The 20,955-nt window shown below is 42.0% G+C and carries 20 protein-coding genes and 1 other RNA gene; 10 read left to right on the forward strand and 11 right to left on the reverse strand.

Going from position 1 to position 20,955, the window contains the following annotated elements; genetic code table 11:
* Positions 1-182: 182 nt before the first annotated feature.
* The 4 genes from F7Y48_RS04210 to F7Y48_RS04225 are packed head-to-tail and all read right to left on the reverse strand — an operon-like array spanning position 183 to position 2,940.
* Positions 183-593 carry a prepilin-type N-terminal cleavage/methylation domain-containing protein gene (locus tag F7Y48_RS04210; protein WP_005381606.1) on the reverse strand — a complete coding sequence of 137 codons (411 nt, stop codon included), beginning with the start codon at positions 591-593 and terminating at the stop codon, positions 183-185.
* A complete protein-coding gene (locus F7Y48_RS04215; protein WP_258508379.1) occupies positions 583-1,836 on the reverse strand; it encodes a hypothetical protein in 1,254 nt (417 codons plus the stop codon). Before F7Y48_RS04215 ends, F7Y48_RS04210 begins: the two co-directional genes overlap by 11 nt.
* A complete protein-coding gene (locus F7Y48_RS04220) occupies positions 1,833-2,450 on the reverse strand; it encodes a PilW family protein (RefSeq protein WP_237283646.1) in 618 nt (205 codons plus the stop codon). Before F7Y48_RS04220 ends, F7Y48_RS04215 begins: the two co-directional genes overlap by 4 nt.
* A complete protein-coding gene (locus F7Y48_RS04225) occupies positions 2,431-2,940 on the reverse strand; it encodes a GspH/FimT family pseudopilin (protein WP_047010169.1) in 510 nt (169 codons plus the stop codon). Before F7Y48_RS04225 ends, F7Y48_RS04220 begins: the two co-directional genes overlap by 20 nt.
* Before the next feature lie 103 nt (positions 2,941-3,043).
* Here F7Y48_RS04225 and F7Y48_RS04230 point away from each other — a divergent pair, with 103 nt between their 5' ends.
* Complete coding sequence (locus tag F7Y48_RS04230; RefSeq protein ID WP_226421997.1) at positions 3,044-3,475, forward strand: type IV pilin protein; 432 nt, start codon at positions 3,044-3,046, stop codon at positions 3,473-3,475.
* Between the two features lie 68 nt (positions 3,476-3,543).
* Here the strand turns inward: F7Y48_RS04230 and dnaJ are convergent, their stop codons facing one another.
* The 4 genes from dnaJ to grpE all read right to left on the reverse strand — a co-directional run bounded on the left by dnaJ (position 3,544) and on the right by grpE (position 9,446).
* Complete coding sequence (gene dnaJ, locus F7Y48_RS04235; protein ID WP_005391453.1) at positions 3,544-4,692, reverse strand: molecular chaperone DnaJ; 1,149 nt, start codon at positions 4,690-4,692, stop codon at positions 3,544-3,546.
* A 204-nt stretch (positions 4,693-4,896) separates the two neighbouring features.
* Entirely contained in the window at positions 4,897-6,810 is a 1,914-nt protein-coding gene (gene dnaK / locus F7Y48_RS04240) for a molecular chaperone DnaK (RefSeq protein WP_005391455.1), read from the reverse strand.
* 347 nt (positions 6,811-7,157) lie between these two features.
* Positions 7,158-8,432, reverse strand: coding sequence for a dicarboxylate/amino acid:cation symporter (locus F7Y48_RS04245; RefSeq protein WP_012842090.1), 1,275 nt, complete (start codon positions 8,430-8,432; stop codon positions 7,158-7,160).
* 417 nt (positions 8,433-8,849) lie between these two features.
* Entirely contained in the window at positions 8,850-9,446 is a 597-nt protein-coding gene (gene grpE, locus F7Y48_RS04250) for a nucleotide exchange factor GrpE (protein ID WP_012842091.1), read from the reverse strand.
* A 146-nt stretch (positions 9,447-9,592) separates the two neighbouring features.
* On the opposite strand from grpE, the gene nadK reads away from it, so the two are divergent.
* The 4 genes from nadK to bamE all read left to right on the forward strand — a co-directional run bounded on the left by nadK (position 9,593) and on the right by bamE (position 14,456).
* Entirely contained in the window at positions 9,593-10,477 is an 885-nt protein-coding gene (gene nadK, locus F7Y48_RS04255; RefSeq protein ID WP_005391462.1) for an NAD(+) kinase, read from the forward strand.
* A 265-nt stretch (positions 10,478-10,742) separates the two neighbouring features.
* Complete coding sequence (locus tag F7Y48_RS04260) at positions 10,743-11,933, forward strand: DUF3103 domain-containing protein (RefSeq protein ID WP_316681645.1); 1,191 nt, start codon at positions 10,743-10,745, stop codon at positions 11,931-11,933.
* 168 nt (positions 11,934-12,101) lie between these two features.
* Entirely contained in the window at positions 12,102-13,766 is a 1,665-nt protein-coding gene (recN, locus tag F7Y48_RS04265; protein WP_258508377.1) for a DNA repair protein RecN, read from the forward strand.
* A 330-nt stretch (positions 13,767-14,096) separates the two neighbouring features.
* A complete protein-coding gene (bamE, locus tag F7Y48_RS04270) occupies positions 14,097-14,456 on the forward strand; it encodes an outer membrane protein assembly factor BamE (RefSeq protein ID WP_005391468.1) in 360 nt (119 codons plus the stop codon).
* A 105-nt stretch (positions 14,457-14,561) separates the two neighbouring features.
* On the opposite strand, the gene F7Y48_RS04275 is transcribed toward bamE, so the two are convergent.
* Together F7Y48_RS04275 and F7Y48_RS04280 are read right to left on the reverse strand one after the other, a co-directional pair.
* The gene (locus tag F7Y48_RS04275; protein ID WP_005391471.1) at positions 14,562-14,915 is read right to left on the reverse strand and encodes an RnfH family protein; all 354 of its coding nucleotides are present in this window, start codon (positions 14,913-14,915) and stop codon (positions 14,562-14,564) included.
* Positions 14,905-15,348, reverse strand: a complete 444-nt coding sequence (locus F7Y48_RS04280; protein ID WP_005391473.1) for an SRPBCC family protein — start codon at positions 15,346-15,348, stop codon at positions 14,905-14,907. The genes F7Y48_RS04275 and F7Y48_RS04280 overlap by 11 nt, the downstream gene beginning before the upstream one ends.
* Before the next feature lie 118 nt (positions 15,349-15,466).
* Here F7Y48_RS04280 and smpB point away from each other — a divergent pair, with 118 nt between their 5' ends.
* The 4 genes from smpB to F7Y48_RS04300 all read left to right on the forward strand — a co-directional run bounded on the left by smpB (position 15,467) and on the right by F7Y48_RS04300 (position 18,899).
* Entirely contained in the window at positions 15,467-15,952 is a 486-nt protein-coding gene (smpB, locus tag F7Y48_RS04285; RefSeq protein ID WP_005391476.1) for an SsrA-binding protein SmpB, read from the forward strand.
* A 66-nt stretch (positions 15,953-16,018) separates the two neighbouring features.
* Positions 16,019-16,386, forward strand: a transfer-messenger RNA (tmRNA) gene (ssrA, locus tag F7Y48_RS04290).
* An 818-nt stretch (positions 16,387-17,204) separates the two neighbouring features.
* Positions 17,205-17,756, forward strand: coding sequence for a DUF6795 domain-containing protein (locus F7Y48_RS04295; protein ID WP_226977485.1), 552 nt, complete (start codon positions 17,205-17,207; stop codon positions 17,754-17,756).
* Positions 17,757-17,759: 3 nt separating this feature from the next.
* A complete protein-coding gene (locus F7Y48_RS04300; RefSeq protein WP_258508376.1) occupies positions 17,760-18,899 on the forward strand; it encodes a lipase family protein in 1,140 nt (379 codons plus the stop codon).
* Between the two features lie 121 nt (positions 18,900-19,020).
* Here the strand turns inward: F7Y48_RS04300 and F7Y48_RS04305 are convergent, their stop codons facing one another.
* Entirely contained in the window at positions 19,021-19,584 is a 564-nt protein-coding gene (locus F7Y48_RS04305; RefSeq protein WP_258508375.1) for a porin family protein, read from the reverse strand.
* 424 nt (positions 19,585-20,008) lie between these two features.
* On the opposite strand from F7Y48_RS04305, the gene F7Y48_RS04310 reads away from it, so the two are divergent.
* Entirely contained in the window at positions 20,009-20,890 is an 882-nt protein-coding gene (locus F7Y48_RS04310; RefSeq protein ID WP_258508374.1) for a LysR family transcriptional regulator, read from the forward strand.
* Positions 20,891-20,955: the final 65 nt, after the last annotated feature.

The following is a 20,955-nucleotide window of genomic DNA, read 5'->3' on the forward strand; positions in this document are numbered from 1 at the left end:
TTCTATATTTTTTTTCATAATTGGAGACATATTTTGCAAAAACACCACTTCAATTAAACATAATAAAAACAGTAGCACATCAACTCGATTAACAGTTCAAAAACCATTTATTAACCGTGACAAATCCGGTATCAAACAGGAATTACACCCGCATTTGTCTCAGCGCATGCATGCAATTGAACTTAGTTTTCGAATTCACTGTATTGTGAGATCATCGTTTTAAGCTGAACTGATCGCGTCTCGCCGATTCTATCCTTCCAGCTAGAGGTAATAGTGATAGTTTTCAGTGTTCCTGAAACCGTGGCAGCTGGAACTTCCCACTCGACGACATAAGATCCAGTAACAGAAGAGCCTGTTGCAATAGAAGCAAAATTTGCAGGTGTGATGGTAGACATCGCCGCAGAAGCACCACGCGTCCGGAACCATTCGAGCTGGTTTTCTGCTAGACGCAGTGCTTCAATACTTTTTATGGCATATTCGGATTCGCGTTCTAGATACACGTTTAGCTTCGTTAAACCTAGAGCCCCAACACCGATAAGCAGAAAAGAAATTAGAACTTCAAGAAGGTTAAAACCTTTTTGTTTAGAGATCATTCCAAGAGCCCTTCTTCCATCTAGGAATTGCATGCGCATTCCTTGAATTGTCTATCACATCTTTATTGTATCTAAAGTCCAAAGAATCGAAGAAAACCGCTGCCTGATCTTCACTATCAAAATATTGACCACCAGATACCGTAAAAGAACCATGCTGATAATAAGAAGCTATTGTCCTGTATGAGTCTTCTACAACACTTGGCACATGATTTAGGTGAGCATTGGCTTCGAACCCAACCCAATCCGCTGTTGCCGGAGCATAATCATGATTGAAATGAAACAAGACCCCTTTAAACTTATTTGATGTAGCGCCGGAGCTCGGTGGTCCCATCACGGAGAAAAGACCATCATGAATGAGCACTGTTACGCCATTGGTCGATGATGTAGCATTCACCAAATCATTGTATTCCGATTGCTTGATTTCACAGCTCCCTTCAACCCATAAATGATGCTTCCCTGACTGAATTTCTGCTGTTAAAGCAGCACCACAATTAGGTATGCCACCAGCCACTGAGCCCGTCATAACATGAAATACACCATTATCTCGGACATCGTTATGCTCTTCAGCCTTTACTCCAAAGAAGGATTCAAATGGCTTTAAATCTGTATCTTGAGTAAAATCATCACCAGCACCAACCCCGCCAACACTAGATGAGAGATGACGGTTTGCCGTCGTGTTTGCGCAATCTTTATTTGTAAGGTTGTTAAAATCGGCATAGGGAGACTCTCCATGAATTACGCCTTTATTATCAACTGAAGAGGAGTAAAAGCGCTTTTTATACCTTAACGCAATACACTCCCACCCATCGCTGCTCAATTCCCCTGGATCTGGAGTAGAAAACGTTGCACTAGAATGAAAATAAATGTCGGCACTAGACTGCATTGCACCATAGCTCAAGTTACCTCCCAAAATAATCTCCTTACTAATGCTTGTAAATCCAACATTAGAAGTAACCAAATACCCATTGGAAGTACTCGTAAAATTCGGAACCGTCCAAAGCCCTGAGCCACAATCTGTTATTACTGCAGGTACAATATTACTAACTCTAAATTGCGCCCATGCACATTCAACACCTCCTTCAGCTAACCAATGTGCTTGTCGAGATTTTATTTCGTTTTGCGCAACTTTTATTTGAAAAAATACACCTTTGGATGATGCTAATGATGCAATTAAAGCAAGTAATAAAAGTATAGAAGTCACAAGCAAAGTGGTATAACCGGAATAGCTATATTTAGATGTCATTGCCAATTCCTTTGTTTGATAGAAAACTCCGCGACTTCACTAAAGATTCCATCAATCGTTTGCAAACCTAACTTAACGTTCGTGACCGAACTTACATTTCCTCCATTAGTCACTGTTTCTGAACTAACAGTGAATTGGGTAACTTGGAAAATATCATCATCAAATAGAGAACGACAAAAATCTATACCATCAAAAGATAATATTTGTGTTTGAGACACAACGCCTTTTTCACATATAAAAAACCGAGTATCTCTCTTCTCATACTTAATATTTCGATAGTCTTCATTGGCAGCTGAGTCTTCTTTAAAATACACAAAACCAACAGAAGAGGCGCCGCTCAGCATTATGGTTCCTGTAGCTCCGGATAATTTGAGTGAACTACCGTTCCCACCATCATAACCTGCTCTTTGAATATCTTCTTTCATAACAGATAAAGTGATATTAAGACCTTGCAATAAATTTAGCTCTAAGCTTTTTTCTTTTGCTGTTTTTTGTAAACTCAAGAATATAGAGCCCACTACACTAAGAACAATTAACCCAATTAAAGAACTAATCATTAATTCAATTAAAGAGCTACCTCTTTGATAGCGTTTGTTAGCACTGATGGTAATCATATAACTTCGCTCCAGAATTACTACAAATCTTAATCCTCCCAGGAGGGTTTGAGAGCTTTGCTTGTAGTTTTATGTTTTGAGCATTGGTTGGGAAAAACTCTATATTTCCTCCTTGGGGCCGTCCACGGACCTCATCGAAGCTTATTTTTTGATTATCGTAACTGTGCTTCAAAGATAATTCAGAGTATGCGGAGCCGGAAAGGTTTAAGATTACTCCCCCTGAGCCGCTAGATGAGTCAGTTAACTGTAGAGACCATGCGCCTTGACTGACAACAACGTTTTTAGCCATGGAGAAATGTATATATAACTTTTGATTTCTCATTACCGCCTCGGACTTACTTTGGCTTAGAAAACCAGCTAATTCAGTTGCCAATCGCTGCATTTGCACAGTTTGTGAAACACGGCTAAAGCTTGGAGCTGCAAACGCCAATATAATACTCAGTACAGCAACAGTAATAAGAAGCTCCAACAACGTAAACCCGCGAGGCATTTCCCAAATTCCTATGTAAACGGCAAAAGGGCCGTAATTCATCTTGCACAGATGCTATCACCTGCCAAAAATAGGCGGAAAAGTGAAAAGGAAACTACTCGTGATGATTCGAATTTCTCGCTGTAACAGCTACAAAAAAAGATTGGGAGGGATGACATTGATCGAATTACTGATAGCCGTAGTGATTGTTGGGATCATTGCGGCTGTCGCCTACCCTTCTTACATCAATCATGTAATTAAGTCTCATAGGACGGTTGCCTTGAGCGATCTTAGTCGAATTCAGCTAGAGCTAGAGACATCTTATGATGGTGGGTACGACTGGAGTCATATTATCTCTGGAGGCACATGCACTCTATGTGATTCAGACACAGATAGATTTTCTTTCAATATTGCGAGCTCTGCAAGTACGGCCTATACCATTACAGCAACAGCAAAATCGGCTCTGGGACAAGACGACGACGAGTGCTTGACTGGCGCTAAAACGATTACTTTAACGTCAACAAATGTCGAAGAACCAAGTGATTGCTGGAATTAGAAAGAACACCGAGATGCAAAAAGGCCTGCATTTTAGCAGGCCTTTGTATTTGTGCTTTTCACTAACGTCTAGCTGGTTAAATCATCAAAGAACTTTTTCACACCGTTGAAAAAGCCTTCTGATTTAGGCTTGTGCTTTGTCGCCGCTTCACCACCACAAGACTCTTCAAACTCTTTGAGCAGTTCTTTTTGGCGTGAGCTTAGGTTTACTGGTGTTTCAACAACCAACTTAACAATCAAGTCACCGATACCGCCACCGCGAACGCCTTTCACACCTTTACCACGCATGCGGAACATACGACCTGTTTGCGTTTCTGAAGGTACTTTTAGGCTTACGCGACCATCTAGAGTTGGTACTTCAACTTCACCACCTAGAGCCGCCATCGCAAAGCTTACAGGCACTTCACAGTATAGGTTGTTACCATCACGTTCGAAGATATGGTGCTCTTTCACGTGCACTTGTACATACAAGTCACCCGCAGGAGCTCCCATCTCTCCTGCTTCACCTTCGCCAGATAGACGAATACGGTCGCCAGTATCAACACCTGCTGGGATCTTAACGTTAAGTGTTTTGGTTTTCTGTTTACGACCTTGACCATGACACTCATTACAAGGGTCTTTAATGATCTTGCCTTTACCGTGACAGGTAGGACAGGTTTGTTGCACTGCGAAAAAGCCTTGGCGCATCTGTACTTGACCATGACCATGACAGGTACCACATGTTTCAGCAGATGAACCTTTCTTCGCGCCACTACCATCACAGGTATCACAGTGTACTAGTGTTGGTACTTCGATCTCTTTCGTTACACCACGAACCGCCTCTTCTAGCGTCAGTTCCATGTTGTAACGTAAGTCCGCACCACGTTGAGCACGGTGACCACCACCGCCACGACGACCACCACCAAAAATGTCGCCGAATACATCGCCAAAGATGTCGCCGAAATCAGCACCGCCGCCACCAAAGCCGCCGCCACCGAAACCACCGCCGCCTTGTTCAAAAGCAGCATGACCGTACTGGTCGTACGCCGCTTTCTTTTGAGGGTCGGTCAGAACTTCGTACGCTTCTTTTACTTCTTTAAACTTGTCCGCCGCAGACTCATCACCCTGGTTTCGGTCTGGGTGGAATTTCATCGCTAGACGCTTATACGCCTTTTTGATATCGCGCTCTGAGGCATCACGGCTTACGCCTAATACTTCGTAAAAATCACGTTTTGACATGTTCTTCGTCACCAGTTAATTACTACAAACGGCATCGATTCACCGCTTGGTGTTTGTATCGTTCTAGGTAAGTGCACTTATCCGCAACATACTTAACTAGAAAGACAGCGTTTACAAACAGACGGGCGTAAGAGTTGCCCCAAACGCCCGCACACGAAGTCTTATCGACCCCAGATGGCTTTGCAGCCATCTGGTTAAGAAATATTATTTCTTGTCGTCTTTAACTTCTTCGAACTCAGCATCTACAACGTCGTCTTCTTTAGACTGTGCATCGGCGTCAGCACCTTGTGCTTGCTGCGCTTGAGCTTGTTGTTGAGCGATTTCCATCAGTTTTTGAGAAGCTGTCATTAGTGCTTGAACTTTAGCATCGATAGCTTCTTTGTCTTCGCCTTTGCGCGCTGTTTCTAGCTCAGAAATTGCTGCTTCAATCTTCTCTTTCTCTTCTGCAGGTAGTGCTTCACCAGCTTCTTCTACTTGCTTACGAGTACCGTGAATCATTTGGTCAGCTTGGTTACGTGCAGTCGCTAGCTCTTCGAACTTTTTGTCCGCTTCTTTGTTAGCTTCTGCTTCTTGAACCATTTTCTCGATGTCTTCATCGCTCAGGCCGCCAGAAGCTTGGATAGTGATCTTCTGCTCTTTACCAGTCTGCTTGTCTTTCGCTGACACGTGTAGGATACCGTCCGCATCAAGGTCAAAAGTAACCTCGATTTGTGGCATACCACGTGGTGCAGGCTGGATGCCTTCTAGGTTGAATTGACCTAGAGACTTGTTGTACATCGCTTGCTTACGCTCACCTTGTAGAACGTGGATAGTAACCGCGCTCTGGTTGTCTTCCGCTGTAGAGAAAACTTGGTTCGCTTTAGTTGGGATAGTTGTGTTCTTCTCAACTAACTTAGTCATTACGCCACCCATTGTCTCGATACCTAGAGACAGTGGAGTTACGTCTAGTAGTAGTACGTCTTTAACGTCACCAGCAAGTACACCACCTTGAACTGCAGCACCCATTGCTACTGCTTCGTCAGGGTTTACGTCACGGCGCGCTTCTTTACCAAAGAACTCAGCAACTTTCGCTTGAACCATTGGCATACGAGTCTGACCACCAACTAGGATTACGTCAGTGATGTCGTTTACTGATAGATCAGCGTCAGCTAGAGCTACTTTTAGTGGCTCAAGAGAGCGTTGTACTAGGTCTTCAACTAGAGATTCTAGTTTTGCACGAGTCACTTTAATGTTCATGTGCTTAGGACCAGTTGCATCTGCAGTAACGTAAGGTAGGTTTACGTCAGTTTGAGAAGTAGAAGAAAGCTCGATTTTCGCTTTTTCTGCTGCTTCTTTAACACGCTGCATTGCTAGTGGATCGTTCTTAAGATCGATACCTTGCTCTTTCTTAAACTCGTCTACTAAGTAGTTGATTAGGCGGTTATCAAAGTCTTCACCACCAAGGTGAGTATCACCGTTAGTCGCTAGAACTTCGAATGTTTTCTCGCCTTCAACTTCATCGATTTCGATGATAGAGATATCGAATGTACCACCACCAAGGTCGTATACCGCGATAGTGCGATCGCCGCCTTTCTTATCAAGACCGTAAGCTAGCGCTGCTGCTGTTGGTTCGTTGATGATACGTTTAACTTCTAGACCTGCGATACGGCCAGCATCTTTTGTAGCTTGACGCTGAGCATCGTTAAAGTAAGCAGGTACTGTGATAACTGCGCCAGTTACTTCCTCACCAAGGAAATCTTCAGCAGTTTTCTTCATTTTCTTAAGAACTTCAGCAGAAACCTGAGGAGCCGCCATTTTTTGGCCTTTTGCTTCTACCCAAGCGTCACCGTTGTCAGCCTTAACAATTTTGTAAGGCATGATTTGGATGTCACGCTGAACTTCTTCGTCTTCAAAACGACGACCGATTAGACGCTTAATTGCAAATAGCGTGTTTTCTGGGTTAGTTACTGCTTGACGTTTCGCAGGTTGACCTACTAGCGTCTCACCGTCAGTGTAAGCAATAACCGATGCAGTAGTACGTTCGCCCTCTGCGTTTTCAATTACACGTGGTTTGTCGCCGTCTAATACAGCAACACATGAGTTAGTAGTACCTAAGTCAATACCAATGATTTTACCCATCTGGCTATCTCCGAATAAATTCTATTTTCGTTTGGTTATAACCCCAATGTGGGGGGAGGAGAATCGGGTTTCAACCCTTGCTCACAAACAAAAATAATCAATGTTTGCTTCTCTATGCCACATAGATAAGGGCGGCAAAATGCTTTTCAAGGGCAGAATTAAAAAAAAGCGTCTTTTTTCGAAATTTATGTGTTTCTTTCTGATTAGTTGGGAACTCGTCACACTGCTGTAGCGCAACAAAACGCCATTTCCCAGATGAATTTATTTATGCCCGACTCTTCCTAAACAAAAAACGAGCTCATAAGAGCTCGCTTCAATATTAGGGTTAAAATAAATGATTCAAGACATTATGCGTTCGCTTGAGCAGGCTCAGCGTCAACGCCTTCTTCTTTACCAATCTCACCTTCTGTTTTTGCAACAATGGTGTTTACCGCCGTGTCGCCCACAACATTTGAAGACGTACAGAACATGTCATTAATACGGTCAACCGCAGCAATAATTGCCAAGCCTTCAGGTGGTAAGCCTAGTTGGTGAAGCAAAACGCCTACCATTACCACGCCGCCTCCAGGAACGCCACCAGCACCAATAGATAATAGAAGAATAGTTAAACCAAGCGTGAAGATGTCTGCGGTGTTAATTGGCTGGCCAAAAGCGTTCGCAACAAACATCGTTGCTAGAGCAATATAGATAGACACACCAGACATGTTCATCGTTGCGCCCAGTGGTACACCGAAGCCAGCAACCGATTTAGAGACCTGAAGCTTTTCTGTCAGTGTACGCATCGTTACCGGGATAGTCGCGTTTGAGCTCGCGGTAGATAGAGAGAACAGAATCTGCTCACGAGTTGCACGTAGGAAAGTCTTTGGAGAGGTCCCTGTCGCAAGACTTACTGCCATTGGATAGAAGAAGAAGATCCAGAACACCAACATCGCAACCACCAAGGCCACATAACCAGCCACGGACATCAATGTATTGGCGTTTAGTGTTGCACCCAATTGAATCATTAGCGCGAACACACCATATGGCGCAAGACTCATCACTAACCCAACCAGTTTCATCATGATTTCATTTGCCATTTTGAACGTGCGGATGGCAGGACCACCACGAGAATCCAAAGCTTGAATTGCAAGACCTGTCAGAATTGCCATGAAGATGATTTGCAGCATGTCGCCGTTAGCAAACGCTTGTACTGGGTTGCTAGGAACAATGTTAACAACTAGAGAGAAAATGTCCGGCGTTTCTGTCGTCGTCAGCTGTACGGCCTCAGATACCGTTCCTGCCAGATTAGCACCAGCTCCTGGCTGGAAAATCAAACCAACAGTCAAAGCCGCCGTAATCGCAATGATGGTGTTAAGAATGTAGAGGGTAAAAGTTTTTCCACCAAGACGACCAAATGCACTGATGTCTTTCAAGTCAACAATGCCGCATACGATTGAAACGTAAACTAAAGGAACAACAAGCAATTTGATCAGCGAGACAAACATGCCGCCAACGCCTTCTGCTGCTCCAAGTAGGTATGTATCAAAAATCGCAATACCGCTAAATAAGTACTGAATTGCTGTTCCCAGCACAAGGCCGGCAAACAAGCCTATAAAAATCTTACTAGAAAGCGATTTATCCATTATAAATCTCCGATATGTTGTGTTTGCTATTTACATTTTTGTAGTTATATATGCTTACTTTTAAAGCATTAGTCGCAAATCATACACACAAAGGTTACAAAATAAAGTGATAATTTACATTTTTGTTAACGGAATTGTTGTAGAAAAAATGACTATCTTTACATTCCTATGCAGGACAAACATTCACACAACGAATGATTACAATTACTTATAGCCCTCTTCGTTCATAAACACGCAGTGAGATGAGAAGAAATCTCCTATAGGAAAATAATTAACCAATAAGAAAAAATATGAAGGGGATCAAACTTCCATTTTATCGATATACAATGAAGCTCATTACAACAACTTACGTTTAAAACAAAAAAGCGCCCATCAAAAAATGATGGGCGCTTTATATTTGAAAACAGGCAGTTAAGGTTATTTAGCAACCATTACCATTGCCGGACGAATCACACGGCCGTTTAGTTCGTAGCCTTTTTGCATAACAAACATAACTGTGTTTGATTCATGATCAGGGCTTTCCTGAATCGACATCGCTTGATGGAACTCTGGGTTAAATGCTTCACCTTCAGGGTTGATTGCTTTCAAGCCAAATTTCGCCACAACGTCGACAAACGTTTTGTGTGTTAACTCAACACCTTCTAGGAACGGCTTAACCGTTTCATTCTCTGTATCTGCCGCTTGAATTGCACGCTCTAGGTTATCAATAACAGGAAGCAACTCTTCGGCAAACTTGTTCAACGCAAACTTACGTGCTTTATCGATTTCTTGCTCAGTACGACGACGCATGTTTTCTACTTCAGCTTTAGAACGCAACACCGCATCTTGCTGCTCTTTTACTTTTGCCTCGCTAGACAGTAGTGCCGCTTCTAGTTGAGCAATCTTAGCGTCTGTCTCATCACCAATTTCTTCAAGCTCAGCTTCTACTTCTTGTGCTTCAGCTTCTACTTTTTCAGCCTCTTCGATGATTTGATCAAGCTCTTCTTCTGTAACTTTGTTTTCTTCGTTGCTCATGATATCTCCAGAATTCAACATAATGCCCTTAAAGCCATGCGCGTTTTTGCGGGCTTTAACCACATAAAAATTCGCATATTTAGGTGACTTGCCATTATTATGGGGATGAAGATTCCTGATTCAAGCCTCTTTAATGCGGAAATGCTATGAAAAATCCATGTAACGTGATCGCGATTATCGGAAAACCAAGAGATCAACAAGCAATTCAAACTCATAAAGAGTTGTACCAATGGCTGACCTCTGAAGGCTATAAAGTATTTATTGACGATCGCCTTGCCGCAATACTGGATGATATCCCGCAGAGTCAATTTGCCAGTTTAGTTGAACTAGGAAAAAATGCCGATCTAGCCATTGTGGTTGGTGGGGATGGCAACATGCTAGGCGCGGCAAGAATTTTATCCCGATTTGATGTTCCAGTCATAGGGGTGAACCGTGGAAACCTAGGCTTCTTAACTGACTTAAACCCAGACGAGTTCCAAGCGTCTCTGCAAGCGGTACTCGACGGTGAGTATATTGAAGAAGAGCGCTTTCTCTTAGAAGCGGAAGTACACCGTCACGGGCAAATTAAAAGCCACAACGCTGCGCTAAATGAAGCTGTACTTCACCCAGGGCAAATTGCCCATATGATTGAATTTGAAGTGTACATTGATGAAAGCTTCGCCTTCTCTTTACGAGCCGATGGTTTGATTGTCTCTACACCAACGGGCTCGACCGCATATTCGCTTTCTGGCGGTGGTCCAATTCTTTCGCCTAGCTTGAATGCCATTTCACTCGTGCCAATGTTTCCTCATACCTTGTCGAGTCGACCTTTGGTGGTTGATGGAAAGCGTCGAATTAAATTGGTGGTGTCACCAGAGAACCGAGGAACACAAGAAGTTAGCTGTGATGGACAAGTGTCTCTCCCTGTTTCTCCAGGAGACGAAATCCACATCTATCAAAGTCCAAATGTGCTCAAACTCATCCATCCCAAGGACTACAGCTACTATCACGTTTTACGTAACAAGCTTGGTTGGTCTAGTAAATTGTTCTAACACTTGTTACTCAGGGAAATGACTTCAATAAAAAAGCCAGCAGCTTAATTGCCACTGGCTTTTGGCTTTCTTAGACAAGAAATAGACACAAAGTAGTGAGGCGACACGATATTTGCTGTCATTAAAGAGAAGTTTATAAATTTTGATCCTGTGGGCAAAGTTTACACAAAAGATAGAAAAGCAAATTCAATGATCTATGTCCGGTGATATTCTCACCATGAATAGAGTATTAACTCTATTTCATAAAATCAATAAAGGACATATTATGAAGAAAACCATCATTCTGTCTGTTCTCAGTACATTAGCACTTATTGGCTGCCAATCAGAGGAAACGCAAGTCAACAGTGTATCCAACGCAAAAGCGGAAGATATCACTAAGACGAAGCGTGCCCTCGCTCAACAATTGAGTGAGAACTATGCTGCCATTGAACCCATGTTGAGAAGAGATATTACTCCACAACAGACTAGCGTCTCTGTATCAGCATTTGTTCAACAAAACCCCAACTCCGAGTTTAGCCATCAGCTTGTACAAGCTGACACTCAAATTCGTAGCTGGAAAGGTATTTCTGAATACTCAGATCAGTTGCTGGAAGTTCGTTTAGCGAATGAGAGCATGATATCAGCATGGCAAAGTGGCGAGGTCGAGCCATTATTTGCATTTGAACCAAGTGGTGATGATGAGAATTGGCAATACATCGAAGCATTTGATGTTTATGGCAACATCCATCAACTCGATGTTTACCAGCTCCCTGATGTACCTGTACTTGTCGTTGATAACAACAGCTCTGCAGAGCTAAAGGCTGGCTTGCAAGCTATGCAGGCTGAAATGAAAAAACTCGGTCAGCCTACTTTAGTTCAGCCGTATTTTTCTGATGAACAGCGTCAAAATGCACCGCTATTGTCAAGTAGCACTGTGGGCGAAGCGGCTCCAATTCAAACCACGCAGTTGAAAAAGATCCGTCTAGCCGATGACAAAGAACCTTGGATCTCTGGCAAGGCAGAAATCTACGCTATCGTAACGGGCGTCAATCCAAGTCGTGATGAACCTACTCTCGATTTAGTAGAGCTTCCATACTTAGACTACGATAACCAAGATTACTACCCAAATCAGATCATTATTCACTGGTCTCGTTACCGTTGGGGCGCTGCGGACATCGTGCTCATGGAACAAGATGATGGTACAGACTACAAACAGTTGGCAAAACTCCTTGTTCAAGTTGCTGGGGAAGTGCTGAAAGCGATTCCAGATCCAGAAGTTCAGGCTTACGCGATTATTCCGCAAATCACGAATAAGATCATCGACACGATCCCTGACGGCGTCCTAACGAATGATGATGACTTCGTCGACGTTTACTACACACTAATGCAAGACACATCATACGTGGATCATCCAGGTGCTGGTGTGAATGCAGTAGTCACATTAGAGCCGCTCACGATTAACCCAACTCGTCCGTAACCTGTTCAATTTTAATGAGTCGTTGTAATCACTTCGGCTCATTTTTCCCACTTCATCACAAAAAAGCACCCCACACAGAAATTTTTTCCCACCTGTCTTTACTGTATAAAGAAACAGTATATACTGTTCTCTTATACAGTATTGTTCAGTTATACAGGTAAATAAAAAATGCTGGCTCATCTAAGTGTTAATAATTTTGCGATTGTTAAGTCTTTACAACTCGAGCTGTCTAAGGGCATGACCACCATCACAGGTGAAACAGGCGCGGGTAAATCCATTGCTATCGATGCTTTAGGGCTCTGCTTAGGCGGACGAGCCGATGCTGGCATGGTTCGACAAGGTGAAGAAAAAACCGAAGTTAGTGCCGCTTTTTTACTGGACAACAACCTACATGCAACGCGTTGGCTAGAAGATAACGATCTGCTTGATGGCAGTGAATGTATTTTGCGTCGCATCATCACAAAAGAAGGTCGCTCAAGAGCCTTCATTAATGGCAGTCCTGTCCCACTATCACAACTCAAATCTCTAGGGCAACTGCTGATCAATATCCATGGGCAACACGCTCATCATCAATTGATGAAAAGCGAACACCAAATGGCTATGCTCGACCAATATGCAGGTCATCTAAACCTACTAAAAAGCACACGAAGTGCTTACCAGCATTGGCGTCAGGCAGACAATAACCTCAAGCAACTAAAAGAAAATAGCCAGCAAAACCAGGCGCAAAAACAGTTGCTTGAATACCAAATCAAAGAACTAAATGAGTTATCGCTAGGTGAAGAAGAATTTGCAGAGCTCGAGCAAGAGCACAAACGACTATCCAATAGTGGTGAACTCGCCACTACCTGTCAGCAAGCCATCGAACTTATTTACGAAGGTGAAGAAGTCAATGCGCTTGGTATTTTGCAATCGGCCAATCACTCCCTAATTCAACTAGCTGAGTTAGATGAAAAGCTATCTGAGCTACCCAACATGTTGTCAGAAGCGATGATTCAACTGGAAGAAACGAAGAACGAATTACGCAGTTATCTAGATGGCGTCGATGTGGATCCTGCTCGTATGGCTTATGTAGAAGAACGTTTTTCTAAAGTGATGTCTGTTGCTCGCAAACACCACGTAATGCCAGAGGAACTATATCAACATCACCAAGATCTTCTGGCCCAAGTAGAAGCGTTAGATTGCTCTGATGAACGTTTAGATGAACTCGCGCAAGAAGTGGAACAAAAGTACCAAAGCTTCCTAAACCAAGCAGAAAAACTACACAAATCACGCAGCCGTTACGCAAAAGAACTGAACAAACTGATCACACAAAGCATGCACGAATTGAGCATGGAAAAAGCGGTATTCAATATCGAAGTCAGCAATGAAAACACGCACCCATCACCACTTGGCATGGACAGTGTGTGCTTCTTAGTATCGACCAACCCAGGGCAACCATTGCAACCTATAGCAAAAGTTGCGTCAGGCGGTGAGCTATCACGCATCTCATTAGCTATTCAAGTGATTACCGCTCAGAAAGTGGATACACCAAGCTTGATCTTCGATGAGGTGGATGTCGGTATTAGTGGTCCAACAGCAGCAGTCGTCGGCAAAATGCTACGCAAGCTTGGCGAGTCTACTCAGGTATTGTGTGTCACTCACCTCCCTCAAGTTGCGGGTTGTGGCCATCAACAAATGTTCGTGGCTAAACAAACAAAAGCTGGCCAAACCGAAACACAAATGCACGCATTAGATGAACAACAACGTGTGGCAGAATTAGCTCGCCTACTTGGAGGTAGCCAAATTACAGATTCTACCCTTGCAAACGCCAAAGAGCTCCTCATCGCCGCTTAGCCATGCTCTTTCAAAGATAGAGTCACGAACACTACTCCGTGACTCTACCTCCCCCATCACCATATCAAAGTGCTTGGGTGCTGATTCCCTTTCGAAATAATGGTCAGTGCTACCCCATAGCTCAATAACTTGGCTATTTGTCATTAGTTACCGCTTAAACTGGATAGAAAATCGCTCATCGACATAAACATACATGTGAGAGAATCAATAAATGCAACTCAACTCAAAATTCGTTGTCAGATTTCCTATCATACGACGCATAGCTTTTTACATCTGCGTCGAGCTTGTTTATTATCAGCGCTGTATTTTAAAGGTTACTAAGAAATTATTATGCAATTAAAGAAGTGGTTAGTTGCCGTACCATTAGCAATGACATTGCTGACAGGATGTTCGGTATTGGAAAAACTGGTTTATCGCATTGATATCAACCAAGGCAACTATGTAGAACAAAGTGCGGTAGATAAATTAAAGTTTGGGATGACTAAAGCACAGGTTCGCTTCGTACTAGGGTCGCCAATGCTTATTGAAAACGGCTACCCAAACACTTGGTACTACATTTATCACCATACTCCTGGTCACGGTGATCCAGTGCAAAAAGACCTGATCGTTAACTTTAACGATCAAGGCACACTCGCAGATATCAGTGGTGACTTCCCAAAAAGTGACGCTTTTTACGAGCAGATTCAGTAAACGACTTTTGCAAAAAACCTCTCACATGAGAGGTTTTTTATTATCTAGATATCGCGCAATCACACTTTGAATCAATGACGCCATCCATTGGGATTGATATCAAGTCTACTTATTCTTACGTACAGAGCTAGGCTTACCACCGGTGACTGGGTCTGCATTCCCCTCGGCTTTAGCCTGCTCCGCCCGCTTACGACGAATCTCTTTCGGGTCTGCGAGTAACGGACGATATATCTCTATTCGATCTCGATCTCGAACGGTCGCATCTAACTTCACATTACGACTAAACACACCCACTTTATTCTTAGATAAATCAATTTCAGGGTATAACTCTAACACGCCAGATTGTCGAATGATCTCTTCTACCGTTGCGTGATTATTCACCACTAAATTAAATACACGCTGTTCATGAGGAAGAGCATAGACAACCTCTACGTGAATCATATCTGACTCAATACTCATAACACTCGTAGACCTGTTTTGCGCGTTTAGTGAATGCATTTACCATGTTACTGGTAAGCTCGTTAAAAACCTTACCGAAGGCCATCTCAATCATTTTACTTGAGAATTCAAACTCAAGCTTTAGCTCAACCTTGCAAGCTTGCTCATCTAGCGCGGTAAAAATCCAACCACCACGCAATGTCTTAAACGGGCCATCCACTAAGTTCATCATAATTGCCTGACCGGGGATCAACTCATTTGAAGTAGTAAACGTTTTGCTGATACCAGCCTTCGCCACATCGACAGAAGCCACCATACCATTACCCGAAGACTCAATGATTCTAGAGCCCGAGCAACCAGGCAGAAACTCAGGGTATTTAGCAACATCGTTAACCAGATTGAACATCTGTTCAGCACTAAAAGACACAAGCGCAGAACGGCTGACTTGCTTCATACATACTCCTATCGATACATGTACAGATTTAAAGCTCCTGCCAATTTTACTTTTATTCCACGATTGCGCAAATAAAAGGATTTCCTATCCGATATCCAACCCGTATAATGTCGCTATTATGGCAAAGAAAAAAACGAAACAAAAAGCGGGTAGCAATACTATCGCGCTGAATAAAAAAGCTCGCCACGAGTATTTCATCGATGATGAAATCGAAGCTGGCTTGGAGCTCCAAGGTTGGGAAGTGAAAGCCCTTCGCCAAGGTAAAGCCAATATTTCTGAAAGTTACGTATTTATGCGTGACGGTGAAGCCTTTGTGAGTGGCATGACAATCACTCCTTTAAATCAGGCATCGACACACGTTGTGGCGAACCCCACACGTGTGCGTAAACTACTAATGAGTCGTCGTGAACTAGACAACCTATTCGGACGTGTGAACCGTGAAGGTATGACATTAACGGCCCTTTCTCTGTACTGGTCTCGCTCTTGGGTGAAACTAAAAATTGGCGTAGCAAAAGGTAAAAAGCTGCACGATAAACGTACGGATTTAAAAGAAAAAGACTGGGCAAGAGAGAAAGCACGCGTCATGAAGAGTACACTGCGTTAATCTTGACCACTTAAACGCATAGTACTGGACAGCCAATGCTTTTCTGTTACTATGCGAATATTACCTGGGGCTGATTTAGGATTCGACGGGAATTCAGAAGTCTGAGGTGCATGCCGAGGTGCGGTAGGCCTCGTTAACAAACCGCAAAAAAATAGTCGCAAACGACGAAAACTACGCACTAGCAGCTTAATAACCTGCTCAGAGCTCTCTCGCCCTAGCTTCCGCACGTAAGACGGGGAATAACGAGGGATCAAACCCAAACGCGCTAGCCCGGATTCTCCCGCCTGAGAGATGAACGGCGAATTTTAATTCAGGCTAGTCATTCATTAGCGTGTCGGTTCGCAGGTGGGTGGCGAAATTAAAGATCGACTAAGCATGTAGTACCAATGATGAACGGTTTTCGGACGCGGGTTCAACTCCCGCCAGCTCCACCAAACGTTTGGAAAAGGCCACCTTCGGGTGGCCTTTTTTGTATCAACAATCCACTTTCCACATTGTCTTCTTTTCTCACGCACTCATGCTACCTGATAACTTTTCACGAGCATTGCTGCATAACTCTGAACGTACGCCGATTTAAAAACTCGTTGAGTATTAAGTAACAGACGATACGCTCATAAATACACAACCAAAAGCACATGGAAGTTCAGAAGAACTCATTCAAGGCCAAAAAGTGTGTACTATATGCTCTTCGATTTAAAGTGTTCTAAGTTTTTGGGGTATCAACAACTACGAGTGCTAAATCTAAGTTATAGAATTATGATGGGTTAAAGTTGAACAATTTGGGTTTATCACTAACCATCAAAAGATACTTAATAAGCCTTTTCTTTTGTTCTTGGTTATCACAATTGGCGGAAACATAAATTATCAAGTCAATCTAGCATTACGATGTAAATTAATAAAAACACCTCTTAACCAAGCGACTAATTAACTATTTTAAATATTATTTCATTGTCTGAAACCTAGTATTTATAGAGATCTTTACCATTCGATAGCTCTCGTTTATTTTGCTTCCACATTACCTGATGAAAGCCTCAAAAATCCAATATAATATAACTACCAAAGATTAGCGAAGACTGAGTGTTCCAGATTTAAACTTTATTAATGCTAATAAAAATCGGTCAAGTAGATAAACATAAATCTAAAAATGTAATTTTCAAATTCACAAGTTACAAGGACAATGCAGTACTAATCACATAGTTAACATTAAATATTGTAAAAACACACAATACATATACATTTATAGATTTTTAAAATGAAAAAATTCGATGTGAAAAATTACTTAGTTGGATTTATTACAATCATATTGTTGAGCATTAATATGAGTTTTGGAGAGAGTATATTGAATAGCGATAAAGTTAACCAATACACACCACAAATCAATGGTGTGCTAACAAAAAAAGGGAAGCCGATTAATAACCAAAAGGTTAGTCTTAGTATTGGTTTAAGCGCTTCAGGAAAATCAATAGACTTATCAACATTTACTGACAGCAGTGGTCGGTTTGAATTTTCTCCTGTGTATGAAAACAAAGAGAGCGTTAAGATCCCGCTTATTGAACATTATGTAACTATTGTTTTAACCACAGAACTAGATATTGATGAAAGCGTTATTATTTGGGAAGGTTCGTTCGATGGCTATGAAATAGAGGATTACGTAAAAAACAATATGGCTAATCTAGTCTGTGATGCAGCAAACCCTCTTAAGTACTTTGCTTTTTCAATTGATGATGACGAAAACGATGACTATTACGTAAATAGTCAATGTGATTTATTTGGATATATTGACTCTGACTTATATGGAAATTAAAGAATGCAATCACTCTCACCAAAGCTATCATCTAGAATCGCAGAAATCCCTTATTCTGTATTCGCAACTAATGTTCGTAACGTTAGTGGTTATATAGCAAAGTTTTTTACATTTGATCTAAGGAATGATGTCAAAAAAGGAACGACAAGTGGCTTTATGGGATTTGGTGGAATGACATCAGATTTTGTAGCGATAGGTCGAGGTAAGGGCGAGTTTGCCGATACTTTAGTATTTTCCTTCCGAGGCACTCAAGCAAACATCGGCGACATTATGACCGATGGAAACATTGGGATATCAGGTACCTCATCCGGTTACAGGGTACATGCAGGTTTTGTAAATCTCTTCAATACGATAAAGCCACAACTTGCAGCATACATCGCTGGTTATTCGAAAAAGAACATGAAAGCACCGAAGGCAGTACACTGTGTAGGTCATAGTTTAGGTGGTGCTCTTGCTTCATTAGCGGCAGATTGGGTGAAGAGTCAGTACGGCTATAGCGTACACCTATATACTTTTGGCGCACCAAAAGTTGGCTTTAAACCATACGCAAGAAGGGAGTTAGATTCTTCATATCGCTGCACTCATGGTGCAGATCCAGTTCCGATGTCTCCTCTTTGGCCATTTACTCACGGTGGTATTGAGTATCGGCTAGATGGAAGTTCTGGCATCTACTTCTGCGCTCATGGACTAGGAAAAAAATCTGTTCCGGGTTATGTCAATACCGCTACAAGTAATGAGTGGTCGGCACTACAACCCAAATCTCAAACTTACCTAGAACGCAACGTATTTCTTGACTTCAACAATAGATATAATGCTCGAATGACTGATGGTTGGGTAAGTAAAATAGTCTCTTCAATTTTGACCTTACTAAGAATTTCAGGTCTGGGTCATATAATACAACAAATAGCAACCGCAGGCCTTACTGCTTGGGATCAACTAGCTAAAGCTATGGCGTACATTTCAAAACTAAAAAACGAGTATACAGAACACGTCCGCGGTATTTTAGGTCACATGAATGTAATGTCAGGTAGCGCAGCGATCGACCTATCGAGTATTACTTATAGAGTGATAAAACTTTGTTTTTCGAGACTAGTAAGAAGGTTAGACAGTCATGTTAGAAATGCTCTAAATATAGTAGAGTGACAGTAAAAGACACTAAAAATTATTCTAAAAACTGCTCTATTAGCCTCAACTAGATTGAGCTCAAAAAAAGCGAAGCTATTTAGGCTTCGCTTTTTATTAGGGCTTAGAGTTGTTAACAATATTAAAATCTATATTCCACACCTAGCGATGCTTGGTTAAAATCAGTTTTTGTGTTTGCACCATTCGCTACGTTCTCAGCATTCAGTTCTACGTCATACCACATATATTCTGCGTTAACTAAGAAGTTATCAGTAACTTTAAAACCAACACCGGCACCAGCGAATACACCTTCATCATCTTTGTTGCCTTGGAAGCCCGCAACGTTGTAATCCGTCGAGTACCACATTTGACCGCCTTTTGCGTAAAGATCGACACGATCAGAAATAGGGGCTGTAACTTTTAGTGCTGCGGTGTAACCGTCCGTTTCGGCATTTGCTAAGTTATTACCATAGCTACCAAAATCAATGTAACCGCCCTCTAACGCTAAGTAAGGGTTAAAACGGTAACCAACCAAACCTTGAATAGCATCACTGTCATCATCAAAGTCATCTTGTCCATCAACTTTTAAGTAACCATAATTGGCGCCGACATAAACACCATGATCTTTGGAGTCCGCTGCGTGAGATAAAGTACTAAACGTTGCTAAAGAAAAAAGGCCAATCAAAGTAACAACATTGCTTTTCATTTCGTTCTCCTAATATAAGTGCCATTGAAAGTTCGAATTATACAAAGCAAATGCAATGCCAATTTTAATTTAATGAAAAACATCTTCTACTTTATAAAAAAATGACATTATTTTGAAATTAAAACAACAAAACTAAAAGTTATACCGTTTTATTTACCTTGAGAAAACAATATTAGATTTCTGTAAATACTAATGATGTAAAACATTCTATTTTATTTGTAGTTTTTTCAAAAGATATGAGAAATCAATAAACAAACCCCAATCATCAATTATTTACATACCCATTATATTTAGGATTCTTAATTTTTGGTCTGGATTCTTTATGAAAGAGTAAGGAAGGTAATCACACATCGGCTTTTTCTCTCTTTGCTTCAATAGGTAAATCTCCTACTCTGTGAAGAGGCTATCTCCATGGGACTGAAGTATGTTAAAAGGCAGTGAGTACCCTTCTATCCGAGCATTAAGGACGTTTGTCGCGGTTGCTAATTACCTCAGCTTCTCTAAAGCGGCGGATGCCCTATGCATTACACAAAGCGCAGTAAGCAAACAAATCGCCGCGCTTGAACAACTAGTGGGCTTACCTTTAATACAAAGAGGCTCGAATGGTATTGAGTTAACTGAGGAAGGAAAACGCTACCTACCGCAAGTCACAGAAGCACTAGAACTTATTCAGAATGCAACCGCTAACTTAATCCAATCAGATTCAAAACAAGAATTGCTCACCGTGGATGTTACTCCTTCTTTCGCTAGCCTTTGGTTGGTGCCTCATATTGATGACTTCCACCAGCGACATTCCAATATCCGTGTAAGAATCTGTACCGGAGATGGGAACGTCAAAGGTTCAAGCGGTGAAAGCGACTTGCATATTCGTTGTCTTCCATTGTCCACGCATTATGAATACAGCCACTTGCTATGCGAAGAAATACTACTATTGGTCGGTTGTACTAACGCTCCTGCACTCAAGAGTGTGCACGCTGTTAGCGACTATCCGTTGATACCTCAAATCACTCGCCCTCAGTTGTGGGAGCAATTTAAGGCTGCACATGCAGTAGAATCAACCGTTACCTATCACTCTGTAGGCTTTGAACATTTTTACCTAGCTTACGAAGCCGTCAAAATGGGAAAAGGACTCGCCTTACTTCCTGATTTTATGGCGCAGAATTCTATTTTAAGAGGGGATATCCAACGTATTCTCAACCTATCTTTACAGAGTGGTTATGGTTATTACGTGATGATCCCGAATTATCGCCTATCGGCTAAGAAAGTGGCGGCGTTTTACGAATGGTTGAAGAGCAAACTAAGCTAATATTGTTTTCTTGAAATGCTTTTGGTAAACCAAAACAACTCAAAGACTTCAGTATCTGTCTGCTC

The organism is Vibrio sp. 2-1-2a, assembly GCF_032648565.1.
GTDB classification, from domain to species: Bacteria; Pseudomonadota; Gammaproteobacteria; order Enterobacterales; family Vibrionaceae; genus Vibrio; species Vibrio diabolicus.

What these genes read in the sequence shown, in the direction of transcription:
- F7Y48_RS04210 (WP_005381606.1), bottom strand. Translation starts at nt 593, where the DNA reads ATGATCTCTAAACAAAAAGGTTTTAACCTTCTTGAAGTTCTAATTTCT.
- F7Y48_RS04215 (WP_258508379.1), bottom strand. Translation starts at nt 1,836, where the DNA reads ATGACATCTAAATATAGCTATTCCGGTTATACCACTTTGCTTGTGACT.
- F7Y48_RS04220 (WP_237283646.1), bottom strand. Translation starts at nt 2,450, where the DNA reads ATGATTACCATCAGTGCTAACAAACGCTATCAAAGAGGTAGCTCTTTA.
- F7Y48_RS04225 (WP_047010169.1), bottom strand. Translation starts at nt 2,940, where the DNA reads ATGCCTCGCGGGTTTACGTTGTTGGAGCTTCTTATTACTGTTGCTGTA.
- F7Y48_RS04230 (WP_226421997.1), top strand. Translation starts at nt 3,044, where the DNA reads ATGATTCGAATTTCTCGCTGTAACAGCTACAAAAAAAGATTGGGAGGG.
- dnaJ (WP_005391453.1), bottom strand. Translation starts at nt 4,692, where the DNA reads ATGTCAAAACGTGATTTTTACGAAGTATTAGGCGTAAGCCGTGATGCC.
- dnaK (WP_005391455.1), bottom strand. Translation starts at nt 6,810, where the DNA reads ATGGGTAAAATCATTGGTATTGACTTAGGTACTACTAACTCATGTGTT.
- F7Y48_RS04245 (WP_012842090.1), bottom strand. Translation starts at nt 8,432, where the DNA reads ATGGATAAATCGCTTTCTAGTAAGATTTTTATAGGCTTGTTTGCCGGC.
- grpE (WP_012842091.1), bottom strand. Translation starts at nt 9,446, where the DNA reads ATGAGCAACGAAGAAAACAAAGTTACAGAAGAAGAGCTTGATCAAATC.
- nadK (WP_005391462.1), top strand. Translation starts at nt 9,593, where the DNA reads ATGAAAAATCCATGTAACGTGATCGCGATTATCGGAAAACCAAGAGAT.
- F7Y48_RS04260 (WP_316681645.1), top strand. Translation starts at nt 10,743, where the DNA reads ATGAAGAAAACCATCATTCTGTCTGTTCTCAGTACATTAGCACTTATT.
- recN (WP_258508377.1), top strand. Translation starts at nt 12,102, where the DNA reads ATGCTGGCTCATCTAAGTGTTAATAATTTTGCGATTGTTAAGTCTTTA.
- bamE (WP_005391468.1), top strand. Translation starts at nt 14,097, where the DNA reads ATGCAATTAAAGAAGTGGTTAGTTGCCGTACCATTAGCAATGACATTG.
- F7Y48_RS04275 (WP_005391471.1), bottom strand. Translation starts at nt 14,915, where the DNA reads ATGAGTATTGAGTCAGATATGATTCACGTAGAGGTTGTCTATGCTCTT.
- F7Y48_RS04280 (WP_005391473.1), bottom strand. Translation starts at nt 15,348, where the DNA reads ATGAAGCAAGTCAGCCGTTCTGCGCTTGTGTCTTTTAGTGCTGAACAG.
- smpB (WP_005391476.1), top strand. Translation starts at nt 15,467, where the DNA reads ATGGCAAAGAAAAAAACGAAACAAAAAGCGGGTAGCAATACTATCGCG.
- F7Y48_RS04295 (WP_226977485.1), top strand. Translation starts at nt 17,205, where the DNA reads ATGAAAAAATTCGATGTGAAAAATTACTTAGTTGGATTTATTACAATC.
- F7Y48_RS04300 (WP_258508376.1), top strand. Translation starts at nt 17,760, where the DNA reads ATGCAATCACTCTCACCAAAGCTATCATCTAGAATCGCAGAAATCCCT.
- F7Y48_RS04305 (WP_258508375.1), bottom strand. Translation starts at nt 19,584, where the DNA reads ATGAAAAGCAATGTTGTTACTTTGATTGGCCTTTTTTCTTTAGCAACG.
- F7Y48_RS04310 (WP_258508374.1), top strand. Translation starts at nt 20,009, where the DNA reads ATGTTAAAAGGCAGTGAGTACCCTTCTATCCGAGCATTAAGGACGTTT.